Raw genomic sequence first — 26419 nt, 5'->3', positions numbered from 1 at the left:
CGGCGGGCGGTACGAGGACGGGCCGTTGCCCGACGGCTGCTCAGTCGGCCTGTTCCTCCACGTAGCCGGCGGCCTCGAGCGTGCGCGAGATCGATGCCGCGGTGACGCGCACGAGGTGGATCATGTTCTTGCCGTCGACGTCTTTCTCGGTGAGGGCCAGCGAGATCGCGGCGATGACCGTGTGGTTCGCGTCGCGCACCGGGGCCGCCACCCCGATGTGCACGTCGTCGACCTGGCGGTCGCTGACCGCGTAGCCGATGTGGCGGATGTCCCTGAGCAGGCGTTCGAGCGTCTCGCGATCGGTGTACGTGCGCGGCGTGAAGGCCTCGAGCTCCCCCGACAGCACCTCCTCCTGCACCTCGGGCGGAGCGTGCGCGAGCAGCACCTGCCCGATCGCGGTGGCGTGCAACGGGTAGCGGGCGCCGACCAGCGGACGCCGCACCGATCGTCGCGGGCTCTGGAACCGCTCGATCGACACGAGCTCCCGGCCCTCGCGGATCGCGAGGTGGGACGCGTACCCGGTGGTCTCGTAGAGGTCCTGCATGTACGGCCGCGCGAGCCGCTGCAGCCCGACGGAACGCGGTGCGAGCGACGCCAGCTCCCAGAGCCGAAGGCCCACGCGGTATCGACCCTCGCCATCGCGCTCGAGCGCACCCCACTCGACGAGCCGCTGCACGATGCGATAGCAGGTCGCGATCGGCAGGCCCGTGCGACGGCTGATGTCGGAGAGCGACTGTCGCACCCGGCCGCCCTGGAACGTGCCGAGGATGGCGAAGGCGCGGTCGATCACCGATCGAGATGCGCCTCCATCGGGAACCTCATCGACGTGCTCCGTCGTCACGCTTCCCATCATCCTCCATCACGATGATCGCGCGGCCGGTGATCTCGCCGCGGGCCAGCGCCTGATAGGCGTCGTCGACCTCCTCCAGCGAGTAGCGCCGCGTGATGAGGCCCTCGGCGTCGAACGCGCCCGACTCGATGAGGTCGATGACCTCCGGCAGGTCGGAGCGGGTCCGCCCGCCGAACGACCCGGTGATCGTGTAGCCGCGCCGCACCAGTGGGGTGATCTCGATCGGCGCCGTCGCCGCTCCGGCGGCGATGCCCACCGCCACCATGCGTCCGCCGTCGGCCAGCATCTTCGACGCCTGCACGAAGGTCTCCGGGCGCCCGAGCGCCTCGAACGCGACATCCGCCCCGCCCTCGACGATGCCGCGCACCGCCTCGACGGGGTCGAGCTCGCGGGAGTTCACGGTGTCGGTCGCGCCGAGTCGTCGCGCACCCTCGAGTTTCTCGTCGGCGATGTCGACGGCCACGATGCGGGTCGCTCCGACGGCGGCGGCCATCTGCACGATGCTCGAGCCGACGCCGCCGACGCCGACCACCACGACCGAGTCGCCCGCCTCCACGTGGCCCGCGCGCTTGACCGCGCCGTAGGACGTCAGACCGGCGCACCCGGCGATGCACGCGGACGTGGCATCCGTCGATTCCGAGAGCGGGGCCAGCGCCGACACCGGCACGACGGAGTACTCGGCGAGCCCGCCCATCGAGTACATCGCGAGGAACCCGCCGTCGGGCATCGACAGGCGGCTGGTTCCGTCGTAGAGCGTGCCGCGCAGCCGGTTCTGCGCGAAGAAGTTCGCGCACAGGTCGTCGCGGCCACGGCGGCAGGCGTCGCAGTCGGTGCAGGGCATGATGAACGCGCCCACCACGGTTGCGCCGACCTCGAGCGACTCGGGCACGTCGGTGCCCGGCCCGAAGCCCACGATGACGCCGCTGATCTCGTGGCCGAGCACCGCCGGTCGCGGGAAGGCGACCTCACCTTTCACGACGTGCAGGTCGGTGTGGCAGACGCCGCACGCGATGACCTTGACGAGCGCCTCACCCCGCCTGGGCGCCGGCACGTCGAGGTCGATGACCCGCAGCCGCGGTTCCTCGTCATGCAGGACCGCGGCGCGCATCGTGCGCGGCACCTCGCTCGGGGATGTCGGCATGGGGGTCCTCTCGTCATCGAACGGCACAGGATCCAGCATCCGGCATGGTGCCCTCGTGTCAATCGGGCGTTCACTGGATGAAAGCACAGCCGCCCTTGTGGGCGCCGGTCGGCGGGTGGTGGACTGGCGAGGGCGGCGCCAAGCGCCGCTGAGACATCCGTCATCGAGACATCCGTCATCGAGCAGTGAGGACGCCCATGCCGTACATCACCGTCGGAACCGAGAACTCCGCCCCCATCGAGCTCTACTACGAGGATCACGGCAGCGGCCAGCCGGTCGTGCTGATCCACGGCTACCCGCTCGACGGGCACTCGTGGGAGAAGCAGGCGCGGGCCCTGCTCGAGGCCGGCTACCGCGTGATCACCTACGACCGTCGTGGCTTCGGGGCATCCGGCAAGCCGACGACCGGCTACGACTACGACACGTTCGCGGCCGACCTGAAGACCCTGCTCGACACGCTCGACCTCGACGACGTCGTGCTCGTGGGCTTCTCGATGGGCACGGGCGAGGTCGGTCGCTACCTCGGCAACCACGGCAGCGAGCGCATCGCCAAGGCCGCGTTCCTCGGCTCCCTCGAGCCGTACCTGCGGCAGACCGACGACAACCCGGGCGGCGCGGCTCCCGACTTCGGCGACCTCGAGGCGCAGGCCGTGAACGACCGGTTCGCCTGGTTCACGGGGTTCTTCGAGAACTTCTACAACCTCGACGAGAACCTCGGCTCCCGCATCAGCGAGGAGGCGGTTCGGGGCAGCTGGAACGTGGCGGCCCGTGCCTCGTGGTACGCGGCATCGGCCTGCGTCGACACCTGGCTCACCGACTTCCGCGCCGACATCGAGAAGGTCGACGTGCCTGCCCTCATCCTGCACGGCACCGCCGACCGGATCCTCCCGATCGACGTCACCGCACGTGAGTTCCGCAAGCGGCTGCCCGATGCCGACTACGTCGAGATCGAGGGCGCCCCGCACGGCCTGCTCTGGACGCACGCCGACGAGGTCAACGCCGCGCTGCTCGCATTCCTCGCGAAGTAACGGGGAAGGACACGGGACCTTCGTCCATGCGGACGTCGCGATGGAGGGCCTAAGGTCGATCGTCGCAAGGGGGATCTCATGAACAGGTTCGTTCGGGCCGCCGCCGCGGCAGCGGTGACGGCGATGACCATCGGCGGCCTCGCCGCATGCAACTTCATCGGCCCGCCGCAGCGCTTCACCGACGACTTCACGGTGACCGAGGATATCGCCGCCATCGAGCTCGATGAGCCCAACGGCAGTGTCCGGGTGACCGGTGTCGAGGGCGCGACCGAGATCACGGTCGAGCGCACCGTCTCGTACATCGGCGACCGCGACATCGGCGACACGCACGAACTCGACGGCGACACCCTCGAGCTCGGCGGCTGCGGCCGGTTCTGCTCGGTCGACTACACCGTCGAGGGCCCCATCGGCCTCGACGTGGGCGGGCGGACGTCGAACGGGGCCATCGAGCTCACCGGAGTCACCGAGGTCGACGTGCGTACGTCGAACGGACGCATCGAACTCGAGGAGGTCTCGGGCGGCGTCGATGCCGAGACGAGCAACGGGCGCGTCATCGGGCGCGACCTGAACGGCGACGGCGTGAGCGTGCGCACCTCCAACGGCGGCATCGAGCTCGAACTGGGTGAGGCGCAGGATGTCGAGGCCCGGACGTCGAACGGCGCGATCGAGCTCGCGGTGCCCGATGGCACCTACCGGGTGACCGCCGAGACCTCGAACGGCTCCACCGACATCGGCGTCGACGACGACCCCGACGGCGAGTTCGAACTCGAACTGCGCACGTCGAACGGGTCGATCACCGTGACCGGCGGCTGACGCGAGCGGGCCGGATGCCGCGACATCCGGCCCCTCGTCGTGTCACGCGCCGCGGAACTCCGCGAGGGCCGCCTCGAGCTGGTCGACGGCCCAGTCGAGGTCACCCTGCTCGACCACGATCGGGGGCGCGAGCCGGATGGTCGAACCGTGCGTGTCCTTCGCGAGCACGCCGCGACGCATGAGTGCCTCGCAGACCTCTCGCCCGGTGGCGAGCGCGGGGTCGATGTCGATGCCGGCCCAGAGGCCCGCGCCGCGAACGGCGACGACGCCGTGTCCGACGAGTGCGTCGAGCCGCTCGTGCAGGTGCGCGCCGAGCTGACGGGCCCGCGCCTGCGGCTCGCCCGACGCGAGCATGCGAACGACCTCGAGCCCCACCGCCGCGGCGAGCGGGTTGCCGCCGAAGGTGGAGCCGTGCTGGCCCGGCTGGATCACGCCGAGCACGTCGCGATCACCCACCACGGCGGAGACCGGCACGATGCCGCCGCCGAGCGCCTTGCCGAGCAGGTACAGGTCGGGCACCACACCCACCAGGTCGCACGCGAACGTCGCCCCCACGCGGCCGAGGCCCGACTGGATCTCGTCGGCGATGAGGAGCACGTCGCGCTCGCGCGTGATGCGGCGCAACTCGGGCAGGAAGTCGGCGGGCGGCACGAGGATGCCGGACTCGCCCTGGATGGGCTCGACGAGCACCGCGACGGTGTTCTCGTCGATCGCGGCCTCCACCGCGGCGGCATCGCCGTAGGGCACGCTGTGGAATCCCGGCGTATACGGCCCGAAATCGGTTCGCGCGTCGGGGTCGTCGCTGAACGAGATGATCGTCGTGGTGCGCCCGTGGAAGTTCCCGGCCATCACGATGATGTTCGCGGCATCCGCCTCGACGCCCTTCACCCGGTAGCCCCAGGCGCGCGCGATCTTGATGCCCGACTCCACGGCCTCTGCGCCGGTGTTCATCGGCAGCACCATGTCCTTGCCGCAGAGCGCCGCGAGCTCGGTGACGAACGGCCCGAGCCGGTCGTTGTGGAAGGCACGGCTGGTGAGCGTGATGCGGTCGAGCTGGCGGCGAGCCGCGTCGACCAGGCGCGGGTCGCCATGCCCGAAGTTCACCGCGGAGTACGCCGCGAGGCAGTCGAGGTAGCGGCGGCCCTCGACGTCGGTGACCCATGCGCCCTCACCGGATGCCACGACCACGGGCAGCGGGTGGTAGTTGTGCGCGGCGTGCTCGTCCTCCGCGTGGATGGCTGCGGCCGTCCGAGCCGAAGGCTCCGCCCGTAGACGCCCGACCACACCCGAGCCCTCGGCTCGGACGGCCGCATCCCGGTCGTTCGTCACATGGGCGTTGGTGGTGCTCATCGGCGCAGCTCCAGGGTGCAGCACTTGACGCCGCCGCCGCCGAGCAGGAGCTCGGACAGGTCGACGCCGATCGGGTTGTAGCCGTGCAGTCGCAACTGCCGCTCGAAGTCGACGGCGCGCGAGGCGATGACCACGTTGTACCCGTCGCTGAACGAGTTGAGGCCGAGCACCGCGGCATCCGTCTCGTTCACGAGGATCGCCTCGGGGAATCGCTCGCGCAGCACGGCGAGGGACTCGGCGTCGAACGCGGTCGGCAGGTAGGCGATGTGCTCCTGGCCGGGCGTCGAGTCGAGCACCGCGATGGCGGTGTCGAGGTGGTAGAAGCTCGGGTCGACGAGTCGCAGGGTCACCACCTCGCGGTCGAAGATGCGAGCGAGCTCCTCATGCGAGAGCGAGTGGCTGCGAAACCCGGTGCCGGCGAGGATCGTCTCGCCCACGAGCAGGAAATCGCCCTCGCCCTCGTTGATCTCGTCGGGCTCGCGCACGTCGAAGCCGGCTGCCCGGAACCAGTCCATGTAGGCCGGACCCTCGGGCTGCCGCTCGGGGTAGGTGAACTTCGCACCGTAGGCGACGCCGTCGATGACGAATCCCCCGTTGGCCGCGTAGACCATGTCGGGCAGGCCCGGGATCGGATCGATGAGGTGCACGTCGTAGCCGAGCTCCAGGTAGGTGTCGTACAGCACCTGCCACTGCGCGAGGGCGACCCCCGTATCGGTCGGCTCGGCCGGGTTCATCCACGGGTTGATGCGGTAGACGACCGTGAAGTGCTCGGGACGGCACATCAGCACGGTGCGTCCGGTGGGTCGTCGCTCGGGCCTCGTGCCCGACTGCTCGTCGGTCTGGATCGCGGTCGACATCTCGCTCCTTCGCGTGGGGCCGATGTCGTCGCGTCGGGCGACATCCGCCGTGTTGGCAATGTCGGCGGACCAGGTCGCTCATTCGAGCCTCGACGACGACGTTCGGGTTGCGCCGCCGTCGAGACGCCACTCTCAGTGTGAACCGAACGGCCGGGAACATTCCGGGCTTCACGCGCAATTTCGCTGCGCGTTCGCAGCCGATTCGGGCGATTCGTGCATACGAGGGCGAGCGGATGCCGCGGGGCGCTCGTACCGGACGGCCCTCTTGCCCCGCACTCCGGTGTGGGGCATCCTGATGCTGGACCCGGTGCACGGCCGGGCGGCCGTGGGGGGTCGCATGGACGAGTCCACCCGTGACGAACGGATGCGACACCTGCAGCGCGTCGCGTACGGCGCTGCGGCGAGCGACACCGAGCGTGCGGCCGCCCTCGTCGAGCTCGAGTCGTTGCGACGCGATCAGGCGACCGAGACGGATGACCCGGCCACGACGACCGGGGTCGACGTCGCGCTCCCGCCGGGCGCGGCGCCCGAGGCGTCCGTCCCCGAGCCGTCCGCGTCGGAGGCATCCGCGTCGGAGGCACTCGCCGAGCGAGCCGCCACCGACCCTGCTCGTCCGCTCAGGTGGGCGATCATCGCAGGCACGACGGCACTGGTCCTCGGCGTGGGCGTCGGCTGGCAGCTCGACGCGCGCATGCCGAGCGTGGAGCCGGAGCTCCGCGCGCCCGGATCGGCCCCGGACCTCTCACTCGACGTCGGCGCCGTGCTCACCGGCCCGGTCGTGACCGAGTCGCTCGCCTACGACGTCTTCGATCGACCGGCGACGCCCGCCGACAGCCCCGCCCTCGAACTTCCCGAGGAGTGGGTGCAATCGGCGGATCTGAGGCTCCTCGTGACCATGCCGGATGGAGCCGCGGTCTATGCCGCGAAGTCACCCGGATCGACGGTGGACATGTGCGTGGTCATCGTCGTGCCCGGCCAACCGGGCATTGGCCTGTCGTGCACATACGACGGGAGCTTCGAGGCCGGGCGTCTGCGCTACGAGTTCTGGCACGATGGTGCCGGCGCGGTCGTGGTGACCCTGTATGCCGACGGATCCGTGCAGGTCGGCGGGCGACCGGTCACGCTCCCGGTCGGCATTCCGGGCAGCTGATCGCGACCCGGGCTCAGCCGTTCTTCGCGTCGCGCCACGCGAGCCACTCGGTCACGGCGCCGAGGTCGAAGTCGGGTCCCGAGATGCCGAGCGTGAACAGCCGAACGCCGGCGGCGTAGAGCGCGTCGGCGTAGTCGAGATCGACGCGACGCCGGGTGAGTTCGTTCGACACCGTGATCTGCGACACGTCGCGCCCGACCTCGTCGCCCCAGCGCCTCAGCACGTCGAGCTTGTGCGGCAGGTCGTCGGGTGCGACGAACGAGTGCCAGATGTCGGCGTGCTGCGCCACGATCCGCAGCGTCTTCTGCTCGCCCTTGCCGCCGATCATGATCGGGATCCTGCGTGTCGGCCCCGGGTTCAGCTTCGCCCACCTGGCCTCGATGCGCGGCAGCGCGCCGGCCAGCGCGTTCAACCGCGAGCCGGGCGTGCCGAACTCGTAGCCGTACTCGTCGTAGTCGCGCTCGAACCAGCCGGATCCGGTTCCGAAGATGAACCGGCCCACCCCTCGCTTCGCGCTGATGTGGTCGAGCGTGCGGGCCATGTCGGCTTGCAGGTCGGCGTTGCGATACGAGTTGCAGCTCACGAGCGAGCCGAACTCGATGCGCTCGGTCTGCTCGGCCCACGCGCCGAGCATCGTCCAGGCCTCGAAGTGCTTGCCGTCTCGATCGCCGGTGAGGGGGGAGAAGTGGTCCCAGTTGAACGCGATGTCGACGCCGAGTTCCTCGAGTCGGAGCACGGCGTCGCGGATGGCGGAGTACTCGGCGTGCTGGGGCTGCAACTGGATGCCGAGGCGCACGGGGGAATCGAGAGGCATGCGTCCAACACTAGGGCGGATGCCGCGGGTGCAGCCCGCGGCATCCGCTCAGTGATGGGCGGGCTCGGACTCGAAGCGCTGCTGAAGGTCAGCGAACCGGCGCACGATATCGGCGTCAACCGCTGTCAGAACGCAACGAATCGACGTACACTCCGAGGATGGACAACCTCGACCGCGCCATCCTCGACCTGCTCCGGCAGAACGCGCGAGCGGGCTACGGCGACATCGGGTCGTCGGTCGGCCTCTCCGCGTCCGCCGTCAAGCGACGCGTCGACCGACTCGTCGCCGACGGCGTCATCAAGGCGTTCACCATCCAGGTCGACCCCGCCGTCGACGGCATGTCCACCGAGGCGTACGTCGAGCTGTTCTGCCGCGGCACCGTCGCTCCCGACGAGTTGCAGCGCATCCTGCAGGGGGTGCCCGAGGTCGTCTACGCCGGCACCGTCACGGGCAGCGCCGACGCGATCGTGCACATGCGCGCCCGCGACATCACCTCGCTCGAAGACGCGCTCGAACGCGTCCGCATCGCCCCCAACGTCGACCACACCCGCAGCGCGATCGTGCTCTCGCGGCTCGTGAACCGCAACCGGGACTGACGATGACCCGCCGGCAGGCCGAGGGGGGTCCGGATGCCACGGGGCCGACCGCTTCCGAGCGCGAGTCCACGCCGAGCGATGCCATGAGGTTCACGATCGACCCGGTGGCATCCGACCCGCCGTTCGAGCAGGTGCGCACGCAGGTCGTGGAGGCCGTGCGCGACGGGCGGCTCGCCGTCGGCGCGAAGCTTCCCACGGTCCGTGCGCTGGCCGACGAACTCGGGCTCGCCGTGAACACCGTCGCCAAGGCGTACCGCGCGCTCGAGGCCGACGCGGTCATCGAGACCCGCGGACGCAACGGCACCTTCGTCGCCGAGCATGGCGAGCCCGGTGAGCGGCAGCTGCAGCGGGCCGCCGCCGACTATGCGGCGCTCGCGCGGCGACTCGGGGTGGGGGCATCCGAGGCTCGCGCGATCGTGGACGCCGCGCTCAGCTGACGCTCGCTCAGCTCGCCTCGGGGATCGGCTGCTTCGGCAGGCGCCGCACCTTCGCCCGGCGACGGCGTCGCTCGGGCACCATGGAGCGCATCTCCTCGAGCTTGCCGAAGCAGAGGAGGCGGTCCTCGGCCTCGAGCATCACGCCCTTGCGCGGGTTCGGGATCACGTTCGCGCCGCGGTGCAGGGTCAGCACCGTGATGTCCCGCTCCCACAGCCCCGATTCGCCGAGGGTCTTGCCCACGAGGTCGGCTGCGCCGTGCACGACGAGCTCGGCGACGCCGTACCCGGTCGAGACGGTGAGACGCTGGCGCACGTCGATCTCGGGGAACGCGACCTGTCCTCCGATGTAGTCGATGATGGCGCCCGCGACATCGAGGTTCGTCGCCGTCTCGATGCCCTGCAGGCCCGGCGACGAGTTCACCTCCATCACCAGTGGGCCCTCGTTGCCCTCGAGCATGTCGACGCCCGCGACCTTGAGGCCCATGATCTGCGCCGAGCGCACCGCCGCCTGCTCGTACTCGGGCGAGAGTTCGACCGGTTCCACCGTGCCGCCTCGGTGCACGTTCGAGCGGAACTCGTCGCCGCTCGCGACACGACGCATGGCCGCGACGACGCGGTCGCCGACGACGAGGGCACGGATGTCGCGGCCGCGGCTCTCGGCGATGAATCGCTGGATGAGCACGTTCTGCTTCGTCGAGTGCAGCGTCTCGATGATGGCCTCGGCGACCTTCACCTCGGGCGCCAGGATGACGCCGATGCCCTGCGTGCCCTCGAGGAGCTTGATGACGACGGGCGCGCCGCCGACGAGCTGGATGGCGGGACGCACGTCGGCGCGGTTGCGCACGAAGGCCGTGGCGGGCATGCCGATGTTGTGCCGCGAGAGGATCTGATTCGCGCGCAGCTTGTCGCGCGCGTTCGTGATGCCGTTCGCCGTGTTGGGCGTGTAGACGTCCATCTGCTCGAACTGGCGCACCACGGCCGTGCCGAAATAGGTGATGGAGTTGCCGATGCGCGGCAGGATCGCGTCGTAGTCGGAGAGCGGTCGACCCCGGTACTGCAGGTCGGGCTCGGGGCCGGCGAGGTCGATGGCGAAGCGCAGGGTGTTCAGCACCCTGACGTCGTGACCGCGCTGCTCCGCGGCCGTGCGGAGCCGCTGCGTGGAGTACGCGTGCGGCGCGCGCGAGAGGATCGCCAGTTTCATCGTGTTGCCCCTGCGAAGATGGTCGGGTGGTAGAGCCCTCCCATTCAAACACCATCGTCGGATGGCGCGAGTGGGTCGGCTTGCCCGGGGTGGGTGTGCCATGGATCAAGGCGAAGATCGACACGGGAGCGCGCACCTCGTCGCTGCACGCCTTCGACATCGTCGAGTTCCGGCGCGGTCGGAGGCACTTCGTGCGGTTCGGCGTGCACCCCTGGCAGGACACCGATGAGGACGCCGTGGTCGTCGAGTTGCCGATCCATGATCGTCGCGCGGTGCGGAGTTCCTCGGGGCACACCGAGGTGCGGATCGTGGTGCTCCTCGAGGTGGTGCTCCGCGGGCATGCCGTGAAGTCCGAGGTGACGCTCACCAACCGCGACGAGATGGGCTTCCGCATGCTCATCGGCCGCGAGGCGCTGCGGCAGGGCTTCGTGGTCGATGCGGCGAAGTCGTTCACGGGCGGGCGGGCGCCCGGACGCATCCGCCGTCGCAATCGCGGGCGCTGAGCCCCGGCCTCAGGCCGCGAGCTCGGCCTCCAGCCGCGCGACATCCTCGGCGCGGCAGAGCCCCGTCGCCTCGAGCATGGCCGTCGCGCTGCCCGCCGCAACGGCCGTGCGGAAGGCCTCCTCCACGCTGCGTCGCTCGGCGAGCCGGAGGATGAGCCCGGCGAGGAACGCGTCGCCCGCCCCCACGGTGCTCCGCACGTCCACGCGCGGCGTCAGCAGTCGCAGCACCCCATCGGTGGTCGCGAGCACGGCACCGGCAGCACCCAGCGAGAGCGCGACGACCTCGGCACGTCCGCTCGCGACGATCGACCGCGCCGCCTCGACCTGTTCGGCCTCGTCGAGCGTGTCGCCCGAGCCGACCAGTTCCGCGAGCTCGCGCAGGCTCGGCTTGATGAGGAACACCCCCTCGTCGAGCGCCGCCTCGAGCGCCGGCCCCGACGCGTCGACGACGATGCGCACATCGTGCTCGCCGCAGATCCGCGAGAGGAGGGCGTAGAAGTCGTCGGGGACTCCCGGAGGCAGGCTGCCGCTCGCGACGAGGTATCCGCCGATCGGGAGGAGGTCGGCCACGACCGACAGGCAGGCACGCCACTCGGGCTCCCGCAGGGTCGGTCCCTGCAGCACGAAGCGGAACTGGTCGCCCGTCGCCAGCTCGTCGACGGTGAAGCTCTCGCGGGTGTTCCCCGCGACGCCGACCACGCGAGCGAGCACCCCCTCGTGCTCGAGGAAGCCCCGATAGGCCTGCCCGGTCGGACCGCCCAGCGGACAGATGGCGACGGAGTTGCCGCCGAGGTTCCGGATCGCCCGTGACACGTTGACCCCGCCGCCACCCGGATCGAACCGGGTCGGTCCGCAGCGGAGCTTGTGCTCGGGCACGACCTGCTCGGTCGAGCTCGAGACGTCGAGCGCGGGGTTCATCGTCAGCGTCACGATCGGGGCATGCACGGACATGACCCGAGCCTATGGGGCGAGGGCATCAGTTCCGGATGTCGCGGCCGCTCCCGGTGATCGCCCGGTACGCCGATCTCGCCCCCGGCACGCGGGCCACCGCGGTGCGCAGCGCGAAGACGAGCGGAGGGGAGCCGCGCTTGCGTGCCTCCGCCCGTCGGAACTCGCGGGCCCAGGCCGCCACGACCCGTTCGTCGTCGAACCTGTGCGCCGACCGCACGGCCGCACGCCGCATCGCCGCCACGCGCCCAGCAGGCAGGTCGTGCAAGCGCTGCAGGGTCGCGGCGAGCGCCTCGACATCACCGGCAGGCACGAGGAATCCGTTGCGCCTGTCGCGGATGATGTCGGCCGGCCCGTACCGGATGTCGTAGGCGATCGGCAGGCAGCCGGCGGCGAGGCTCTCGACGAGCACGAGCGGAAAGCCTTCGGAACGCGAGGTGAGCAGCAGGAACGAGGCCTCCGCCAGTCGCGCCCGCGCCTCCGGGTCGTATCCGTGGAGGCGCACCGCACCGGGGTCGGCGATGCGCGACTCGACCGAGGCACGGCATTCTCCGTCGCCGTACACGTCGAGGTGCAGCGGCGTCGGGAGCCGGGAGTTCGCGAGCTGCACGGCCTCGACCGCGTGCTCGACGCGCTTTCGTTCCTCCAGCGCCGCGAGCACGATGCCGCGGGAGGGGTCGCGATCCCCGACCCGGCTCACGGGCGTATCGGTGCGCGAGTTCGGGATCACGACGACGTTTCGGCGCGGCCCGACGAGCTCACCCACCTCGGCCGCCTGCCGGGGCGAGAGGAACGACACCAGGTCGAACTCGTCGAGGTGCTCGAAGACCTCGCGCCGGGAGGCACGCACCGGACCCGGCTCGCCCGCTCCCGGCCGATGCGACGCGTGCACCACGTGCGCCACGATCACGCGGGCTCGCCGGTAGCCGACCATGAAGCGCGCGACCGTCTTGCTGTCCACGATCATGAAGCTCGGCGCCCGGTCGGTCAGGGCGTCGAGCCACGCAGTGTAGAGGGGCCGGATGCGTCGCCATGACCGCACTGGGCTCCCACCGGAATCGCACAGCACGACCGACCGGCCCCCCGGCGTGCCGTGGCTCCGTACGTCGCGCCGATCGCTCAGCACGAGCGAGCCATCGGATCGGAGATGGTCGACCTGGAGGATCCGCCCATCGGCGCGCCGCCGGACGCGGGCGATCACGGCGCCGTCGCGGAGGCGCACCTCGGTCGTCTCGGCGTCGGTGAGAGGCGTGAAGACGCGGTCGGGAGCGAGCGAGCCACCGGGGAGCGGATGCTCCCGGAGCCAGTCGTAGAGATTCACGATGCGCACCCCATCGGCGAGCACACCGCGTTCCCGCAGGTGCTGCTCGACAACGGGCGTGTCGGGGCGATCGTCGAACGTGAGGACGTCGACGTCCACGCCCGCCACCCCGTGGAACGCCGCAGAGCGATGCAGCAGCGCCGTGGTCATGCCGCCGAACTGCTCGGGGATCGACCACGTGAGCGCGAAATACCGGCCCGCCGGCAGGCGCGTGGAACGAACCCCCATGACTCGAGCGTAGTTCGGGCGCGAGCCGCGCGAGGTCAGACGACGGCGTCGGAGATCGTCGTCGGGTTGCCGAACCGGTGGTTCGTGATCGAGATCGCCTGCTCGCGCAGGAACGGCAGCAGCTCCACCCGGCCCGACGGCGTCACGGGATGCGACCACACCGCGACATCCGGAGTGCCCCCGAGCGCCGCGGCGAGCGCCGACGCACCGCCGCCGACGAGGCGCACGCGGGGTGTCCTGATCCCACCGTTCTCGGCGCGGCCGAGCCAGGCGGCATCACCCTCGCGCACCACGAGCATCTCGCGGGCGGCGAGGACCGCCCGCACCGGGGCCGGGAGCTCGAACGCCGTCGACACGGACAGGTGCGACTTCGCGAGCAGGCCGGCCGCGATGACGCGCAGCCCCTCGGCGAGCGCCGACGACTCGCCGATGCGGATCGTCACGGGCACCGGGCGATAGCGGAAGAGGTTTCGCTCGACGCCGACGCCCGAGACATCCTTCGCGATGCCGTACTCCTCGGCCCAGGCCAGCTGGTCGGACAGGGCCGAACGTCGCAGCACCTCGAAGGTCTCGTAGTCGAGCGACGGCTGCGACGCCTCGATGAACTCGGTGACCCGGCGCTCGAGGCCGCGGAGGTGCAGCGTGCCCGATGTCGACGGATCGTGCCTGGGCAGCCACTCGCCGAGGCCGAGCAGGTAGTTCGGCCCGCCGGCCTTCGCACCGGCACCCACTGCGGAGCGCTTCCAGCCGCCGAACGGCTGGCGCTGCACGATGGCGCCCGTGATGCCGCGGTTGACGTAGAGGTTGCCGGCCTCGACCTGGTCGATCCACGTGGCGATCTCATCGGGGTCGAGCGAGTGCAGGCCCGCGGTCAGGCCGTAGTCGACCGCGTTCTGCATCCGGATCGCCTCGTCGAGGTCGCGCGCGTGCATGACGCCGAGCACGGGTCCGAAGAACTCGGTCAGGTGGAAGTACGAGCCGGCGGCGACACCCGTGCGGATGCCGGGCGACCAGAGCCGTCCGGAGCCGTCGAGCTGCCTCGGCTCGACGAGCCACTCCTCGCCGATGCCGAGCTGGGTGAGCGCGTGCAGGAGCTTGCCGTTCGCAGGCTCGATGATGGGGCCCATCTGGCTCGACGCCTGCTCGGGGTAGCCGACCCGCAGCGACGTGGCGGCGTCGACGAGCTGGCGGCGGAACCGCTCGGACTTCGCGACCGAGCCGACGAGGATCACGAGCGACGCTGCCGAGCACTTCTGGCCGGCGTGCCCGAAGGCGCTCTTCACGACGTCGGATGCCGCGAGGTCGAGGTCGGCCGACGGCGTCACGATGATCGCATTCTTGCCGCTGGTCTCGGCGAGCAGGGGCAGGTCGTTGCGGAACGACCGGAACAGCTGCGCCGTCTCGTAGGCACCCGTGAGGATGACCCGGTCTACAGCGGGGTGCGCGACGAGCTGCCGACCGAGCTCGTGGTCGGCGAGGTCGACGAGCGCGAGGAGTTCACGCGGCACGCCGGCCTCCCAGAGCGCCTCGACCATCACCGCGCCCGCGCGCTGGGCGAGCTTCGCGGGCTTGATGATCACGCCGGAGCCCGCGGCGAGCGCGGCGAGCACACCACCGGCGGGGATCGCGACCGGGAAGTTCCACGGCGGCGTGACGACGGTGACCTTCGGCGGGACGAAGACCGCCCCATGCACGTGGTCGAGCTCGCGAGCGCGCTCGGCGTAGTAGTGGGCGAAGTCGATGGCCTCGCTCACCTCGGGGTCGGCTTCGGCGATGGTCTTGCCGGTCTCGGCGGCCATGACCTCGATGAGCCGGTCGCGATTCGCGGCGAGCGCGATGCCCGCGCGGTGCAGCACCTTGGCCCGCTCGTCGCCCGTCAGCACCCCCCAGGCGCGGCCGCGTTCGGCGACCGTGGCGATGATCGAGGCGAGCGCCTCCTGGTCCTCGACGCGGGCCGCGGCCACGGTGTCGATGCCGAGCCGTGACGTGGGCACTCGCTCGAGGATCCGGCGACCCCACTCGCGGTTGGGGGCCAGCGCCGGGTCGGTGTCGGGCTCGTTGCGGAAGCCCGGGGTGGCGCCGGGGCCTGCGTGGAGGGTCGTACCGGTCGCTGAGCCTGTCGAAGCGGGCCTGCCGGGAGTGTTCCCTTCGACAGGCTCAGGGAACGGTACAGGCTCAGGGAACTCGACGCCGCCGCTGCCGCGCGTGATCTCGAGCACGACGCTCGTGAGCGACGCGTCCTCGTCGAGGTCGTCGCCGGGCGCGGGCGCGTCGGGCACCGCCATGGCCTCGGCGAACGTCTCCTCGGTCCACTCGGTCCGGCGGTTCTGCGTCCGGTTCGGACGCGGCGGCGCAACCTCCTCGACCGGCTCGGGGAACGCCGACCGCCCCGGCCCCTCGGCCTCGAGGGCCGCGACCGACCGCTCGTAGCGGAGGCGCTCCCGCTCGAACAGGCGCTCGTCGCTGCCGAGCTCGAAGACCGCCGACATGAAGTTGTCCTGGCTGGCGTTCTCCTCGAGGCGACGGATGAGGTACGCGATCGCGACGTCGAACTCGGTCGGATTCACCACGGGCGTGTAGAGCAGGAGGTTGCCGACGTCGCGGCGCACCGCCTCGGCCTGCCCGGTCGCCATGCCGAGCAGCATCTCGAACTCGACGCGCCAGTCGACGCCGCGCTCCTTGGCCATGAGCCAGGCGTGGGCGATGTCGAAGAGGTTGTGTCCGGCGATGCCGAGCTTCACGGCGTCGGTGCGCTCGGGTGTCATCGACCAGCTCAGCACGCGCTTGTAGTTCGTGTCGGAGTCCTGCTTGACGTCGTAGGTCGCCAGGGGCCAGCCGTGGATCGCCGCGTCGACGTGCTCCATCGCGAGGTTCGCGCCCTTCACGACCCGGACCTTGATGGGCGCGCCGCCCGCGCGACGACGCTCCATGGCCCAGGCGGTGAGTTCCTGCATCGCGCCGAGCGCGTCGGGCAGGTAGGTCTGCAGCACGATGCCCGCCTCGAGCCCGCGCAGCCGAGGCTGGTCGAGGAGGTTCGTGAACACCGCGATGGTGAGGTCGAGATCGCGGTACTCCTCCATGTCGAGGTTGATGAACTTGGGCGTGGGGCTCGCGGCCGCGAGTTCGTAGAGCGGCGTGAGCTTGTTCACGACCCGCTGCACGGCCTCGTCGAACGACCACATCGAGAGCTGGCTGACGACGCTCGAGACCTTGATCGACACGTAGTCGACGTCGTCGCGCGCGAGGAAATCGTAGGTGCCGCGCAACCGCCGGTCGGCCTCGTCTTCGCCGAGCACGGCCTCGCCGAGCAGGTTGAGGTTGAGGCGGTTGCCCGACTCGCGCAGTGTCGCGATCGCCGGACCGAGCTTGTCGGGCGTCGCGTCGAGCACGAGGTGTCCGACCATCGCCCGGAGCACGCGCCGCGCGATCGGGATGACCAGCCACGGGAACACGGGCGCGACGACCCCACCGACGCGGACGGCCGCCGTGAGGTACCAGGGCAGGAACCTCGGCGTGAGCCTCGCGACCTGCTCGAGGTTGCGGCCTGCGACGCCCAGGTCTTCCGGCCGCATGACGCCGTCGACGAAGCCGACCGTGAAGGCGAGCCCGTTGGGGTCCTTCAGCACGCCGGCAAGTCGCTCGGCGGCGGGTTCGGCGGGGTGGTCGGCACTCTCGGCGAGCCAGCGGCGCACGAGGGCGGTGACCTGGTCGGTGTGCGGTCGTGCGTCGGTCGCGGCGTTCGACATGGTCACGAGGGTAGTCTCCGTTGATCCGGGCGCGCCGGGCATCCGCGCCGCTCGCTACCAGTGTGCGCTGGGACATCCGTTCGGTACAGCAAATGAATCTGACGCATACTGTTCATCAGAACCGAATGGTCGCGCTCGCTGAGCTTGTCGAAGCGAGCGCCCTCCGACAGCTCCGGAAGCGAGGACCCGTGCTCGACGTGCGACGACTGCGACTCCTCGTCGAGCTGAGCCGCCGCGGCACGCTCGCCGCCGTCGCCGAGGCGCTGTCGTACAGCCCGTCGTCGGTGTCGCAGCAGCTGAGCCTGCTCGAGCGCGAGGCGGGCGTGCCGCTGCTCGTGCAGGTCGGCCGGCGCGTGCAGCTCACGCCGCAGGCGCTCGTGCTCGTCGAGCACGGGCAGGCGGTGCTCGACCGCCTCGAGGAGGCGGAGGCGGATGTCGCGCGCTCGCTCACCTCGGTCGGCGGCACCGTGCGCATCGCCGTGTTCCAGTCAGCCGCGCACGCCGTGGTGCCGCAGGCCCTGACGCTGCTGCGCGCGGAGCACCCCTCACTCCGTGTCGAGGTCACCGAGCGCGAGCCCGAGCTCGCCCTCTTCGACGTCGCGGCGCGGGACTTCGACCTCGTGGTCGCCGAGCAGTACCCCGGGCACACGCGTGCGCACCGCGAGGACCTCGACCGAGTGCACCTCGCCGCCGACGCGATCCGGCTGGCGCTGCCGCCCGCCCCCGCTCCTGCTCCCGTTCCATCCGGCGGATATACGATCCGCCACCCCGGTTCAGGTGAGGGTGCGGCCGGCGTGGCCGATCGGATATCCGCAGAGCGTGACGTGGGGCGGGCCGGGGAAGGCTCGCTCGCCGCGGCATCCGGCATGCCATGGGTGCTCGAGCCGCGAGGCACGGCGTCGCGCGAGTGGGCCGAGCAGCTCTGCCGCGACGCGGGCTTCGAGCCCGACGTGCGCTTCGAGACCGCCGACCTCATGGCGCACATCCGGCTCATCCGCTCGGGCAACGCCGTGGGCCTCCTGCCCGACCTGGTGTGGGCGGGCGAGGACCCGAGCGTCACCCTCGTCGACCTGCCGGGGCATCCCGAGCGCGAGGTCTTCACGTCGACCCGCCACGCCGTGGCCGCCCGTCCCGCCGTCGTGGCCTGCCGTGACGCGCTGCGCCGAGCCGCTCGGCGCACCGCCACCGCGGCCGGCAACTGACGCGATGCACCGAGACACGGCCGATGCCGCCGGCGCTCAGCCCCGCCCGCCGGCCGCGGCGGCGAACCGCTCGGCCTGCTCGACGAGGAACTCGAGCACCTCGGGCGGCCCTTCGACGCGGTACCGGATGCCCCGGGGCACCCACATGAGCGCCATCGCGAGGTTCTCGACGTGGTCGGCCTCGAGCGGCCACACCGACCGCGACGGCCCGTCCGCCACGACGTCGCGCCCGTACCAGCCGAGATGCTCGACGAGCTCCTCGCGCGGCAGCTCGACGATGACGTGCGCCGTCACGCTGCGGTCGCGATGCCGCAGCGCCCGCTCGACGCGTTCGCGAGCTTCGTCGTCGGACAGCGGCTGCGGCTCGAAGCGCACGCGCGTCGGGAAGAGGTCGGCCATCCGGTCGAGGCGGAACGTGCGCCAGTCCTCGCGCTGCCGATCCCAGGCGAGCAGGTACCAGCGCCGGGCGACGGGCACGAGTCGGTACGGCTCGACCACGCGCGCCGAGGCCTGGCCCGAGGCATCCATGTAGCTGAAGCGCAGCCGCTCCGAATCGCGACAGGCGAGCGCGAGCGCGCCGAGCAGTTCGGTGTCGATCTCGGGCATCGGACGTCCGGATGCCCCGGCCGCGCCGGGTCCGACGCCGGGGGTCGCGTGCGAGGCCAGCGCATCGATGCGGCGGCGCAGCGGCGCGGGCAGCACCTGCTCGATCTTCGCGAGCGCGCTGAGCGTCGTGTGCTCGGCGCCGCGGAGCCCTGCGGTCGCCTGCGAGCGCAGCCCGACCGCGATCGCGACGCCCTCGTCGTCGGTGAGGAGCAAGGGCGGCAGGCCCGTGCCGGCCTCGAGGCGATAGCCGCCCGCGCTCCCGCGCATCGACTCGATGCCGTAGCCGAGCTCGCGCAGCCGCTCGACGTCGCGACGCAGCGTGCGCTCGCTGACGCCGAGCCGGTCGACGAGTTCGCGGGCCGACCAGTGCCGGTGGCTCTGCAGCAGGGAGAGGAGTTCGAGGGTTCTCGACGTGGTCGCGGCCATACTCCAAGTATCTCGCCCATGCGGACAGGAAGTGGCCGGATGCCTCGGGAGACTGGACGCATGACCAAGCTCACGAACCACCAGCAGATGATCACCGCCCGCGGCCTCACGAAGACGTTCCGCTCGAAGGGGCAGACCGTCGAGGCCGTCCGCGCCGTCGACCTCGAGGTCGCCCACGGCGAGCTCGTCGCCTTCCTCGGCCCGAACGGCGCCGGCAAGTCGACGACCCTGCGCATGCTCACCACGCTGCTGCCGCCGACGAGCGGCGAGGCGATCGTGGCCGGCTGCGACATCCGCCACGATCCGGCCGGCGTGCGTCGCCGTATCGGCTACGTCGGCCAGGGCTCGTCGGGCGGGCACACCCAGCGGGTGCGCGACGAGCTGCACGCGCAGGGCGCGTTCTACGGACTCGGCCGCCGGGAGACGCGCGCCCGCGCCGCCGAGCTCATCGAGTCGCTCGAGCTCGGCCAGGTCGCGAATCGGCAGGTGCAGTCGTTGTCGGGCGGTCAGAAGCGACGGCTCGACATCGCGCTCGGCCTCATCCATCGGCCCGAGCTCCTCTTCCTCGACGAGCCGTCGACGGGCCTCGACCCGCACAGCCGAGCCAACCTGTGGGACCACATCGTCGACCTGCGCCGCTCCACCGGCACGAGCATCTTCCTCACGACCCACTACCTCGACGAGGCCGACCAGCTCGCCGAGCGCGTCATGGTGATGGACCACGGCGCCGTCATCGCCGACGACACCGCCTGGGCGCTGAAGTCGTCGCTCGCGGGCGACCGCGTGACGCTCGAGTTCGGTTCGGCGACGGATGCCGCAGCCGCTGCGTCCCGCGTCGGCGGCGCGGTCGACGGGGCCGTCGTCACGGTCACCGCGCCCGGCGGCGACCGTGCCCTCCCCCGCTGGATCCGCGAGCTCTCGGACGCGGGACTCCACGTGCTCGCGGCGACGCATCGCCAGCCCACGCTCGACGACGTGTTCCTCGCGCTCACGGGCCGCAGCCTCCGCGAGGAGGCCGCGACGCCCGAACCCCAGCCCGAGCCCGCCCTCGCGAGCTGACCCTCAGTCCGACCTCGACCGAAAGGACCACATCATGACCACCACCACCGCCACCACCAGCCCCGCGGCATCCGCACGCCCCACCGGATTCGCTCGCGACGTCGGAACCGTCTTCGTGCGCGAGTCGCGCCCGCTCGTGCGCGATCCGTTCAGCGTGATCTTCTCGCTCGTGCAGCCGCTCGTGTTCCTCGGCCTGTTCGGGCCGCTGCTCATCGGCGCGGCCGGCGGCGACGTCGCCGGCACCCTGCAGTGGTTCGTGCCGGGCATCCTCGTGATGGTCGCCCTGTTCGGCACGGCCTCGACGGGCGCGAACCTCCTCTTCGAGATGCAGACCGGCTCGCACGAGCGCACGCTCGTGGCGCCGCTGTCCCGCAGCGCCCTGCTCGTCGGGCGTGCGCTCAAGGAGGTCGTGCCGCTCACGATCCAGGGCACGATCGTCGTGCTCGTGGCCGTGCCGTTCGGGTTCCGGCTCGACGTGCCCGGCCTCGTCGCCGGCCTCGCGGTGCTCGCCGTGTTCGGCGTCGGGTTCGGTGCGCTGAGCTACACGCTCGCGCTCTCCTGCCGCAACCGCGACTGGATGTTCTGGATGGTGCACCAGACGCTGCTGTTCCCCCTCATGATCCTCTCGGGCATGCTGCTCCCCCTCGAGGACGGTCCCGACTGGATGCAGGTGGCCGCCGCCGTGAACCCGCTCAGCTACCTCGTGGCCGCCGAACGGGCGCTGCTCGCGGGCGACCTCGGCAGCCCCGCCGTGCTCGGCGGCGTCATCGCCGCGGCCGCGACGTGCGCGATCGGCGTGTTCGTCGGCGTGCGGGCGATGCGCCGCGCGAACTGAGCGCCGAGTTGGCCGGCGAGGGCGAGCGGATGCGCCATCCGCTCGCCCCCCGGTTCCGTCTACGCTCGTGGGATGCCCCAGCACCACGACGTCGTGATCATCGGCGGCGGACACAACGGCCTCACCGCCGCCGCCTACCTCGCCCGCGCCGGACGCTCCGTGCTCCTGCTCGAGCGCGACGACCACCTCGGCGGCGCCGCCGTCTCGGCGCAGGCGTTCGACGGCGTCGACGCGCGCCTCAGCCGGTACTCGTACCTCGTGAGCCTCCTGCCGCAGCGCGTCATCGACGACCTCGGGCTCGACGTGCGGCTCGTGCGCCGCCGGTACTCGTCGTACACGCCCGACCCCCGCGACCCCGAGCGCGGCCTCCTCGTCGACGTCGAGGCGGATGCTTCAGCCGCTCGCGACGCGTTCGCCCGGGTCGGCGCAGCCGACGACACCGACGCGTGGCAGGCGTTCTACGCCGACACCACGCGGGTCGCCGAGGCGCTGTTCCCCACCCTCACCGAGCCGCTGCCGACCCGCGACGAAGCGCGCGCCCTCGTCGGCGACGACCGGGTGTGGGCCGAGTTCATCGAGCAGCCGCTCGGCCGCACGATCGACGCTCGCTTCTCCGACGACCTCGTGCGCGGCGTGGTCGCGACCGACGGCCTCATCGGCACGTTCACCGACCTCGACGACCCGGCACTCGACGCCAACCGCTGCTTCCTCTACCACGTCATCGGCGGCGGCACGGGCGACTGGGATGTCCCGGTCGGCGGCATGGGCACCGTGACCGGTGAACTCGCCCACGCGGCGCGCGAGGCGGGCGCCGAGCTCGTCACCGGCGCCGAGGTGATCGCCGTCGACCCCGCCGGACGCGTGCGATACCGCCTCGACGGCGTCGAGCACGAGGCATCCGCTGCCATCCTGCTCTCGAACGTGGCGCCGGCCGTGCTCGACACGCTCCTCGAGGCCGCGGCGTCCGGGTTCCGTTCGACAGGCTCAGGGAACTCGACAGGCTCAGGGAACGGTGGGGTCGCCCCGCGCGACGAGCGCCCCTTCTCCCCCGACGGCCCCCTCGCCGTCCCGCCGGTCGTGCGCGAACGCCTCCGCCGGCTCGCCGCCCCCGAGGGCGCGCAGGTGAAGGTGAACCTGCTCCTCACCCGCCTTCCGCGCCTGCGCGACACCGAGGTCGCCCCCGAGGCGGCGTTCGCCGGCACGTTCCACATCAACGAGCTCGAGACGCAGCTCGACGCCGCCTACCGCTCCGCCGCCCGCGGCGAGATCCCGTCGCCGCTGCCGTGCGAGATCTACTGCCACACGCTGAGCGACGCGTCCATCCTCGACCCCGAGCTCGCGGCATCCGGCGCCCACACCCTCACGGTGTTCGGACTGCACGTGCCGCACCGCCTGCTCGAGCGGTTCCGCAACGACGAGCTGCGCGAGCGGCTGCAGGCCGCCGTGCTCGCATCGCTGAACTCGATGCTCGCCGAGCCCATCGAGGACGTCATCGCGACGGATGCCGCGGGCCGCCCCTGCATCGAGACGAAGACCACGCTCGACCTCGAGGAGGCGCTCCGCATGCCGGGCGGCAACATCTTCCACGGGCCGCTGTCGTGGCCATGGGCCGAGGAGGACGCCCCACTCCGGACGCCCGCCGAACGGTGGGGCGTGGCGACGCGGCATCCGCGGATCCTCGTCTGCGGCTCGGGCGCGGTGCGCGGCGGGGCCGTGAGCGGCATCGGCGGACACAACGCGGCGATGGCCGTGCTCGAGGCATCCGTCGGCTGAGATGCCGCGCCCCGACCGCGGTGGGATCAGAAGACGAACATCTGCCCAAGCACCATGATCGCGATCACGAACAGCGCGACGACCGCACCCACGATCGTGAGCGAGCGCGGTGACAGCTTGGCCACGCCGAAGCCGACGAGGAAGGGCAGCGCCGCGAGCAGGAGCGTGACGACCCACCAGAACGCGACGTAGCCGCCGGTCGACGCCTCCTCGAGTCGGCCCGCGAAGAGCTGCTGCGACATCGGATGCGTGGCGAACGCGAACGCCGCCGAGAGCGGCACGGCGATCAGCGCGGCGACGATCACGCCGGCCAGGGCCCCCCACAATCCGGACTTGCCCTCGGTGACGTTCATCGCTGCGTCGTTTCCCACGCGTTGCCCTCCCTTGGAACTCATGCGGCAACTCTAGTGAGGCCTGTCGGGTGGAGATAGGCATGCCGCCGCATTAGCCTGAGAGCACGACGAGCAGGGAGGCGATGATGACCGCGAAACCGACCGGCCACTACACGTTGAAGCCCGACGGGCTGTACCTGCAATTCGACCGCCTGTTCCATGCGCCCATCGAAGAGGTCTGGTTCACGCTCACGAATCCCGGCGCCATGCAGGCGTGGATCGGCACCTACACCGGCAGCCCGGCGACCGGCGGCGTGAAGTTCCGCATGTCGTTCGAGGAGGGCAGCGACTGGCAGAACGTGTCCATCCTCGAGTGCCAGCCGCCGCACCGCTTCACGGTCGATTCACGCGAGGGCAACGCACCGATGCGCGTGTACTGCCACCTCGTCGAGGGCGGCGGCATGACGACCCTGACGTTCGGGAACCGACTGCAGAGCGCAGCGGATGCCGCGACGATGGGCCCCGGCTGGGACTACTACCTCGACCGGCTGGTCGCCGCCCACGCCGGACGCACGATGCCCGAATGGGAGCAGTACTACCCGTCGTTCTCCGACCATTACCGGCGACTGCACGTCCCCGACGCCGCGCGCAGCTGAGACCGGCGGGGTGCGGGGCCCCGAGGCGGGCGAACCCTAGACTGACGCCGTGAAGAGCATCGAGCGGCGGGCCCGCGAGGCCGACGGCAGGCAGGGGCTGCGCGAGCGCCACGCGAATCTCATGGCGAACCGCCCGTTCGTCTGGGCGTTCGTCGCGACGCTCGGCGTGCTGCTCGCGCTCGCCCTCGCCTCGGCGATGGCGAGCCTGTCGAGCGTCGTGTTCTCGGTGTTCGCCGCGATCTTCATCACCCTCGGACTCGATCCGCTCGTGCGATGGCTCGAGCGGCGAGGAATGCGCCGTCCCCTCGCGATCCTGACCGTGATCATCCTCTTCGTGCTCGTCATCGCGGGATTGCTCTGGCTCGTGCTGCCGCTCGTCATCAGCCAGGCGGCCTCGTTCATCCGGTCGCTGCCCGCGATGTACCAGGACCTGCAGACGCAGGAGTGGTTCCAGGAGGCGCAGTCGGGCACGGGCGGGGTCCTCGGCACGGTCTACGCGTGGATCACCACGACCATCAGCGACCCGGACTTCTGGGCCACGGTGGGCGGCGGCGCCCTCAACATCGGCGTCGCGATCGTCGGCGGGATCTCGACCGGGTTCTTCATCTTCATCCTGACCATCTACTTCACCGCGACGCTGGATGCCTCGAAGGCCGCCGTCTACAGCCTCGTCGCGGCATCCCATCGGGCGCGTGTCGTCGACTACGCCGAGCGCATCATGCAGAACGTCGGCCGGTACCTCAGCGGGATGGTCGTGCTCGCGTTCTTCAATGCGGTGTTCAGCCTCCTCCTGCTGTCGCTCGTCGGCGTGCCGTTCGCGCTCGTCATCTCGGTGGCGGCGTTCTTCATCACGCTCATCCCGCTCATCGGAACCGTGCTCACGACCGTGTTCATGACGATCGTCGCGCTCTTCGTGTCGCCCGGCGCGGCGCTCATCGTGCTCGTCGCGATGCTCGTCTACATGCAGGTCGAGGCGTACGTGTTCACGCCTCGGGTCATGAGCCGGGCCGTACAGGTGCCGGGCTCGATCGTCCTGATCGCCGCGCTCGCGGGCGGCACGCTCGCGGGTCTCCCGGGCGCGCTGGTCGCGATCCCGGTCGCGGCCGGGATCATGCTGATCATCAAGGAGGTCGTCGTGCCGCTGAAGGCGCGCTCCTGACCCCTCCTCCGCCCTCCCGCCCCCTCAGGGCCAGACCGAAGGCGCCTCCGCCCGCGTCGCGGGCAGCGCGACATCCGTGCCCCACCGTTCGAGCCACTCCGGGATGCCGTGCGCGTCGGTCACGCCGAGCGCCTCGACGATCTCGGACATCGGCACCGTGCCGCCGGCACGCCGCAGGAAGCGCGCGCGGATGAACCCCGTCGCGTAGATCTCGGGCTCCCCCGTTCCCGTCGCCGAACCGGTCGAGGCGGGACGCACGAAGCGCTGCTCCATGTACACGGCCTTGTCGTCATGGCCGACCAGTCGCGACTCGATCGTGAAGCGATCCCAGAGCCCGAGCGACTTGCGGAACGTGATGGTCTCGCTCGCCACGACCGGATACCAGCCCTTGTCGAGCATCATCTTCCACACCCCGTTGCGCACCAGCATGTCGAAGCGGGCGACATCCATGATCGAGAAGTACACGCCGTTGTTCATGTGGCGGTTGATGTCGAGGTCGGTCGGCAGGGTGATGAACCTGGTGCGCGCGACATCCCGGTACCCGAGGTCGGGCTTGCGGCGCGAGAGGAACAGCAGGTGCAGCAACGTGCGGAACAACATGTGCATAACCCACGACTGTATGCCCGATTCGTGGTCGATCTTCCATCGTTGCGCACTGGGCACAGGGAAGTGACGAGGCGACGCGCTCAGGTTTGTGCAGATGCGCGAAGACCGCCGCGGCGCCGGTCCTGCCGAATGACGCGATACCGCAGATGCGTGGCCCGGGCGCCGCGCTCGACGCGGAGGAGCTCGAGCTCGACCGGCGGGCTCTGCACCTCGCGGAACAGGCGGTCACCCGCGCCGAGCAGCACCGGCGCGAGATGCAGCCGCAGCTCGTCGACGAGGTCGCCGAGGAGTGCCTCGCGAGCGATCGCGGCGTTCCCGAACACGGTGATCGGTGCGGCGCTCGCGGCCAGGCCGGCACGGCGGATGGACTCGCGGACGCCTTGGGTGACGAACTCGAAACGTGAACGCCCGCGCAGGATCGGTTCGCGCGGACGGTCGGTGACCACGAAGCACGGACGCAGGCCGAACACGTTGCGCTCGCCCCACAGCTGCTCCCCCGCCTCGAACGTGCGGCGCCCCATGACGAACGCGCCACTGCGGTTGAAGATGCGGGCGGCGATGAGGCGATCCACCTGCTCGGGGCTTCCGGAGCTGGCGACTGCGGAAGCGGCGACCTGCTCGGGAATGAGGCCCGTCGTCGCAGGTTCCGACCCGAAGAGCCCGAGGATCCACTCGTGCACGCGCGTCCCGCCGACGCCGAGCGGATGCTCCCGGCTCATGCCCGGTGCGGTGATGAATCCGTCGACCGTCATCGACAGCTCGAGGAACACCTGCGCCATGCA

At 71.0% G+C, this 26419-nt stretch carries 25 protein-coding genes; 12 read left to right on the top strand and 13 right to left on the bottom strand.

Annotated features, from left to right (window positions below):
* Positions 1-40: 40 nt before the first annotated feature.
* Positions 41-841 (bottom strand): IclR family transcriptional regulator, encoded by an 801-nt coding sequence (locus ACVFI9_RS01020; protein WP_474764191.1) that lies wholly within the window; start codon positions 839-841, stop codon positions 41-43.
* Positions 819-1991, bottom strand: coding sequence for a zinc-binding dehydrogenase (locus ACVFI9_RS01015; RefSeq protein WP_474764190.1), 1173 nt, complete (start codon positions 1989-1991; stop codon positions 819-821). The genes ACVFI9_RS01020 and ACVFI9_RS01015 overlap by 23 nt, the downstream gene beginning before the upstream one ends.
* A 197-nt stretch (positions 1992-2188) precedes the next feature.
* Between ACVFI9_RS01015 and ACVFI9_RS01010 the strand changes: the two genes are divergently transcribed.
* Together ACVFI9_RS01010 and ACVFI9_RS01005 are read left to right on the top strand one after the other, a co-directional pair.
* Positions 2189-3019, top strand: a complete 831-nt coding sequence (locus tag ACVFI9_RS01010; protein ID WP_474764189.1) for an alpha/beta fold hydrolase — start codon at positions 2189-2191, stop codon at positions 3017-3019.
* 78 nt (positions 3020-3097) lie between these two features.
* Positions 3098-3832, top strand: a complete 735-nt coding sequence (locus ACVFI9_RS01005) for a DUF4097 family beta strand repeat-containing protein (RefSeq protein ID WP_474764188.1) — start codon at positions 3098-3100, stop codon at positions 3830-3832.
* A 42-nt stretch (positions 3833-3874) separates the two neighbouring features.
* Here the strand turns inward: ACVFI9_RS01005 and rocD are convergent, their stop codons facing one another.
* Together rocD and ddaH are read right to left on the bottom strand one after the other, a co-directional pair.
* Positions 3875-5182 carry an ornithine--oxo-acid transaminase gene (gene rocD, locus ACVFI9_RS01000; protein WP_474764187.1) on the bottom strand — a complete coding sequence of 436 codons (1308 nt, stop codon included), beginning with the start codon at positions 5180-5182 and terminating at the stop codon, positions 3875-3877.
* The gene (ddaH, locus tag ACVFI9_RS00995) at positions 5179-6039 is read right to left on the bottom strand and encodes a dimethylargininase (RefSeq protein ID WP_474764186.1); all 861 of its coding nucleotides are present in this window, start codon (positions 6037-6039) and stop codon (positions 5179-5181) included. Before ddaH ends, rocD begins: the two co-directional genes overlap by 4 nt.
* Positions 6040-6376: 337 nt before the next feature.
* Here ddaH and ACVFI9_RS00990 point away from each other — a divergent pair, with 337 nt between their 5' ends.
* Positions 6377-7189, top strand: coding sequence for a hypothetical protein (locus tag ACVFI9_RS00990; protein WP_474764185.1), 813 nt, complete (start codon positions 6377-6379; stop codon positions 7187-7189).
* A 13-nt stretch (positions 7190-7202) separates the two neighbouring features.
* Here ACVFI9_RS00990 and ACVFI9_RS00985 read toward each other — a convergent pair whose 3' ends face one another.
* Positions 7203-8003 carry an LLM class F420-dependent oxidoreductase gene (locus tag ACVFI9_RS00985; RefSeq protein ID WP_474764184.1) on the bottom strand — a complete coding sequence of 267 codons (801 nt, stop codon included), beginning with the start codon at positions 8001-8003 and terminating at the stop codon, positions 7203-7205.
* A 158-nt stretch (positions 8004-8161) separates the two neighbouring features.
* Between ACVFI9_RS00985 and ACVFI9_RS00980 the strand changes: the two genes are divergently transcribed.
* Entirely contained in the window at positions 8162-8599 is a 438-nt protein-coding gene (locus tag ACVFI9_RS00980; RefSeq protein ID WP_360510369.1) for an Lrp/AsnC family transcriptional regulator, read from the top strand.
* A 2-nt stretch (positions 8600-8601) separates the two neighbouring features.
* A complete protein-coding gene (locus tag ACVFI9_RS00975; RefSeq protein WP_474764183.1) occupies positions 8602-9036 on the top strand; it encodes a GntR family transcriptional regulator in 435 nt (144 codons plus the stop codon).
* 7 nt (positions 9037-9043) lie between these two features.
* Here ACVFI9_RS00975 and ACVFI9_RS00970 read toward each other — a convergent pair whose 3' ends face one another.
* Entirely contained in the window at positions 9044-10237 is a 1194-nt protein-coding gene (locus ACVFI9_RS00970; protein ID WP_474764182.1) for a RimK family alpha-L-glutamate ligase, read from the bottom strand.
* A gap of 80 nt (positions 10238-10317) precedes the next feature.
* On the opposite strand from ACVFI9_RS00970, the gene ACVFI9_RS00965 reads away from it, so the two are divergent.
* A complete protein-coding gene (locus tag ACVFI9_RS00965) occupies positions 10318-10740 on the top strand; it encodes an ATP-dependent zinc protease family protein (protein WP_474766345.1) in 423 nt (140 codons plus the stop codon).
* Positions 10741-10749: 9 nt separating this feature from the next.
* Here ACVFI9_RS00965 and ACVFI9_RS00960 read toward each other — a convergent pair whose 3' ends face one another.
* Genes ACVFI9_RS00960 through ACVFI9_RS00950 form a run of 3 tightly spaced genes read right to left on the bottom strand, consistent with a single transcriptional unit; the run spans position 10750 to position 16983 of the window.
* Positions 10750-11691, bottom strand: a complete 942-nt coding sequence (locus ACVFI9_RS00960; protein WP_474764181.1) for a 1-phosphofructokinase family hexose kinase — start codon at positions 11689-11691, stop codon at positions 10750-10752.
* A gap of 25 nt (positions 11692-11716) precedes the next feature.
* On the bottom strand, positions 11717-13237 hold the full coding sequence (locus tag ACVFI9_RS00955; RefSeq protein ID WP_474764180.1) for a glycosyltransferase: 1521 nt from the start codon (positions 13235-13237) through the stop codon (positions 11717-11719).
* Between the two features lie 35 nt (positions 13238-13272).
* Positions 13273-16983 carry a proline dehydrogenase family protein gene (locus ACVFI9_RS00950; protein ID WP_474764179.1) on the bottom strand — a complete coding sequence of 1237 codons (3711 nt, stop codon included), beginning with the start codon at positions 16981-16983 and terminating at the stop codon, positions 13273-13275.
* A gap of 188 nt (positions 16984-17171) precedes the next feature.
* On the opposite strand from ACVFI9_RS00950, the gene ACVFI9_RS00945 reads away from it, so the two are divergent.
* On the top strand, positions 17172-18185 hold the full coding sequence (locus ACVFI9_RS00945) for a LysR family transcriptional regulator (RefSeq protein WP_474764178.1): 1014 nt from the start codon (positions 17172-17174) through the stop codon (positions 18183-18185).
* A gap of 36 nt (positions 18186-18221) precedes the next feature.
* On the opposite strand, the gene ACVFI9_RS00940 is transcribed toward ACVFI9_RS00945, so the two are convergent.
* Complete coding sequence (locus ACVFI9_RS00940; RefSeq protein WP_474764177.1) at positions 18222-19217, bottom strand: helix-turn-helix transcriptional regulator; 996 nt, start codon at positions 19215-19217, stop codon at positions 18222-18224.
* 60 nt (positions 19218-19277) lie between these two features.
* On the opposite strand from ACVFI9_RS00940, the gene ACVFI9_RS00935 reads away from it, so the two are divergent.
* The 3 genes from ACVFI9_RS00935 (at position 19278) to ACVFI9_RS00925 (ending at position 22884) form a co-directional block, all read left to right on the top strand.
* Positions 19278-20276 carry an ATP-binding cassette domain-containing protein gene (locus ACVFI9_RS00935; RefSeq protein ID WP_474764176.1) on the top strand — a complete coding sequence of 333 codons (999 nt, stop codon included), beginning with the start codon at positions 19278-19280 and terminating at the stop codon, positions 20274-20276.
* A gap of 34 nt (positions 20277-20310) precedes the next feature.
* The gene (locus ACVFI9_RS00930; RefSeq protein ID WP_474764175.1) at positions 20311-21111 is read left to right on the top strand and encodes an ABC transporter permease; all 801 of its coding nucleotides are present in this window, start codon (positions 20311-20313) and stop codon (positions 21109-21111) included.
* Between the two features lie 72 nt (positions 21112-21183).
* The gene (locus ACVFI9_RS00925) at positions 21184-22884 is read left to right on the top strand and encodes a phytoene desaturase family protein (RefSeq protein ID WP_474764174.1); all 1701 of its coding nucleotides are present in this window, start codon (positions 21184-21186) and stop codon (positions 22882-22884) included.
* Positions 22885-22910: 26 nt separating this feature from the next.
* Here the strand turns inward: ACVFI9_RS00925 and ACVFI9_RS00920 are convergent, their stop codons facing one another.
* Positions 22911-23279 carry a hypothetical protein gene (locus ACVFI9_RS00920; protein WP_474764173.1) on the bottom strand — a complete coding sequence of 123 codons (369 nt, stop codon included), beginning with the start codon at positions 23277-23279 and terminating at the stop codon, positions 22911-22913.
* An 83-nt stretch (positions 23280-23362) separates the two neighbouring features.
* Between ACVFI9_RS00920 and ACVFI9_RS00915 the strand changes: the two genes are divergently transcribed.
* Positions 23363-23872 (top strand): SRPBCC domain-containing protein, encoded by a 510-nt coding sequence (locus tag ACVFI9_RS00915; RefSeq protein WP_474764172.1) that lies wholly within the window; start codon positions 23363-23365, stop codon positions 23870-23872.
* A gap of 49 nt (positions 23873-23921) precedes the next feature.
* Complete coding sequence (locus tag ACVFI9_RS00910) at positions 23922-25031, top strand: AI-2E family transporter (RefSeq protein WP_474764171.1); 1110 nt, start codon at positions 23922-23924, stop codon at positions 25029-25031.
* A gap of 24 nt (positions 25032-25055) precedes the next feature.
* Here the strand turns inward: ACVFI9_RS00910 and ACVFI9_RS00905 are convergent, their stop codons facing one another.
* Positions 25056-25637: an acyl-CoA thioesterase gene (locus ACVFI9_RS00905; protein ID WP_474764170.1), complete on the bottom strand. Its 582-nt coding sequence runs from the start codon at positions 25635-25637 to the stop codon at positions 25056-25058.
* Between the two features lie 80 nt (positions 25638-25717).
* On the bottom strand, positions 25718-26416 hold the full coding sequence (locus tag ACVFI9_RS00900) for a dihydrofolate reductase family protein (RefSeq protein ID WP_474764169.1): 699 nt from the start codon (positions 26414-26416) through the stop codon (positions 25718-25720).
* Positions 26417-26419: the final 3 nt, after the last annotated feature.

This window comes from Agromyces sp. NSFZ (assembly GCF_056156205.1).
This window is presented reverse-complemented; position numbering and strand designations above follow the sequence as displayed.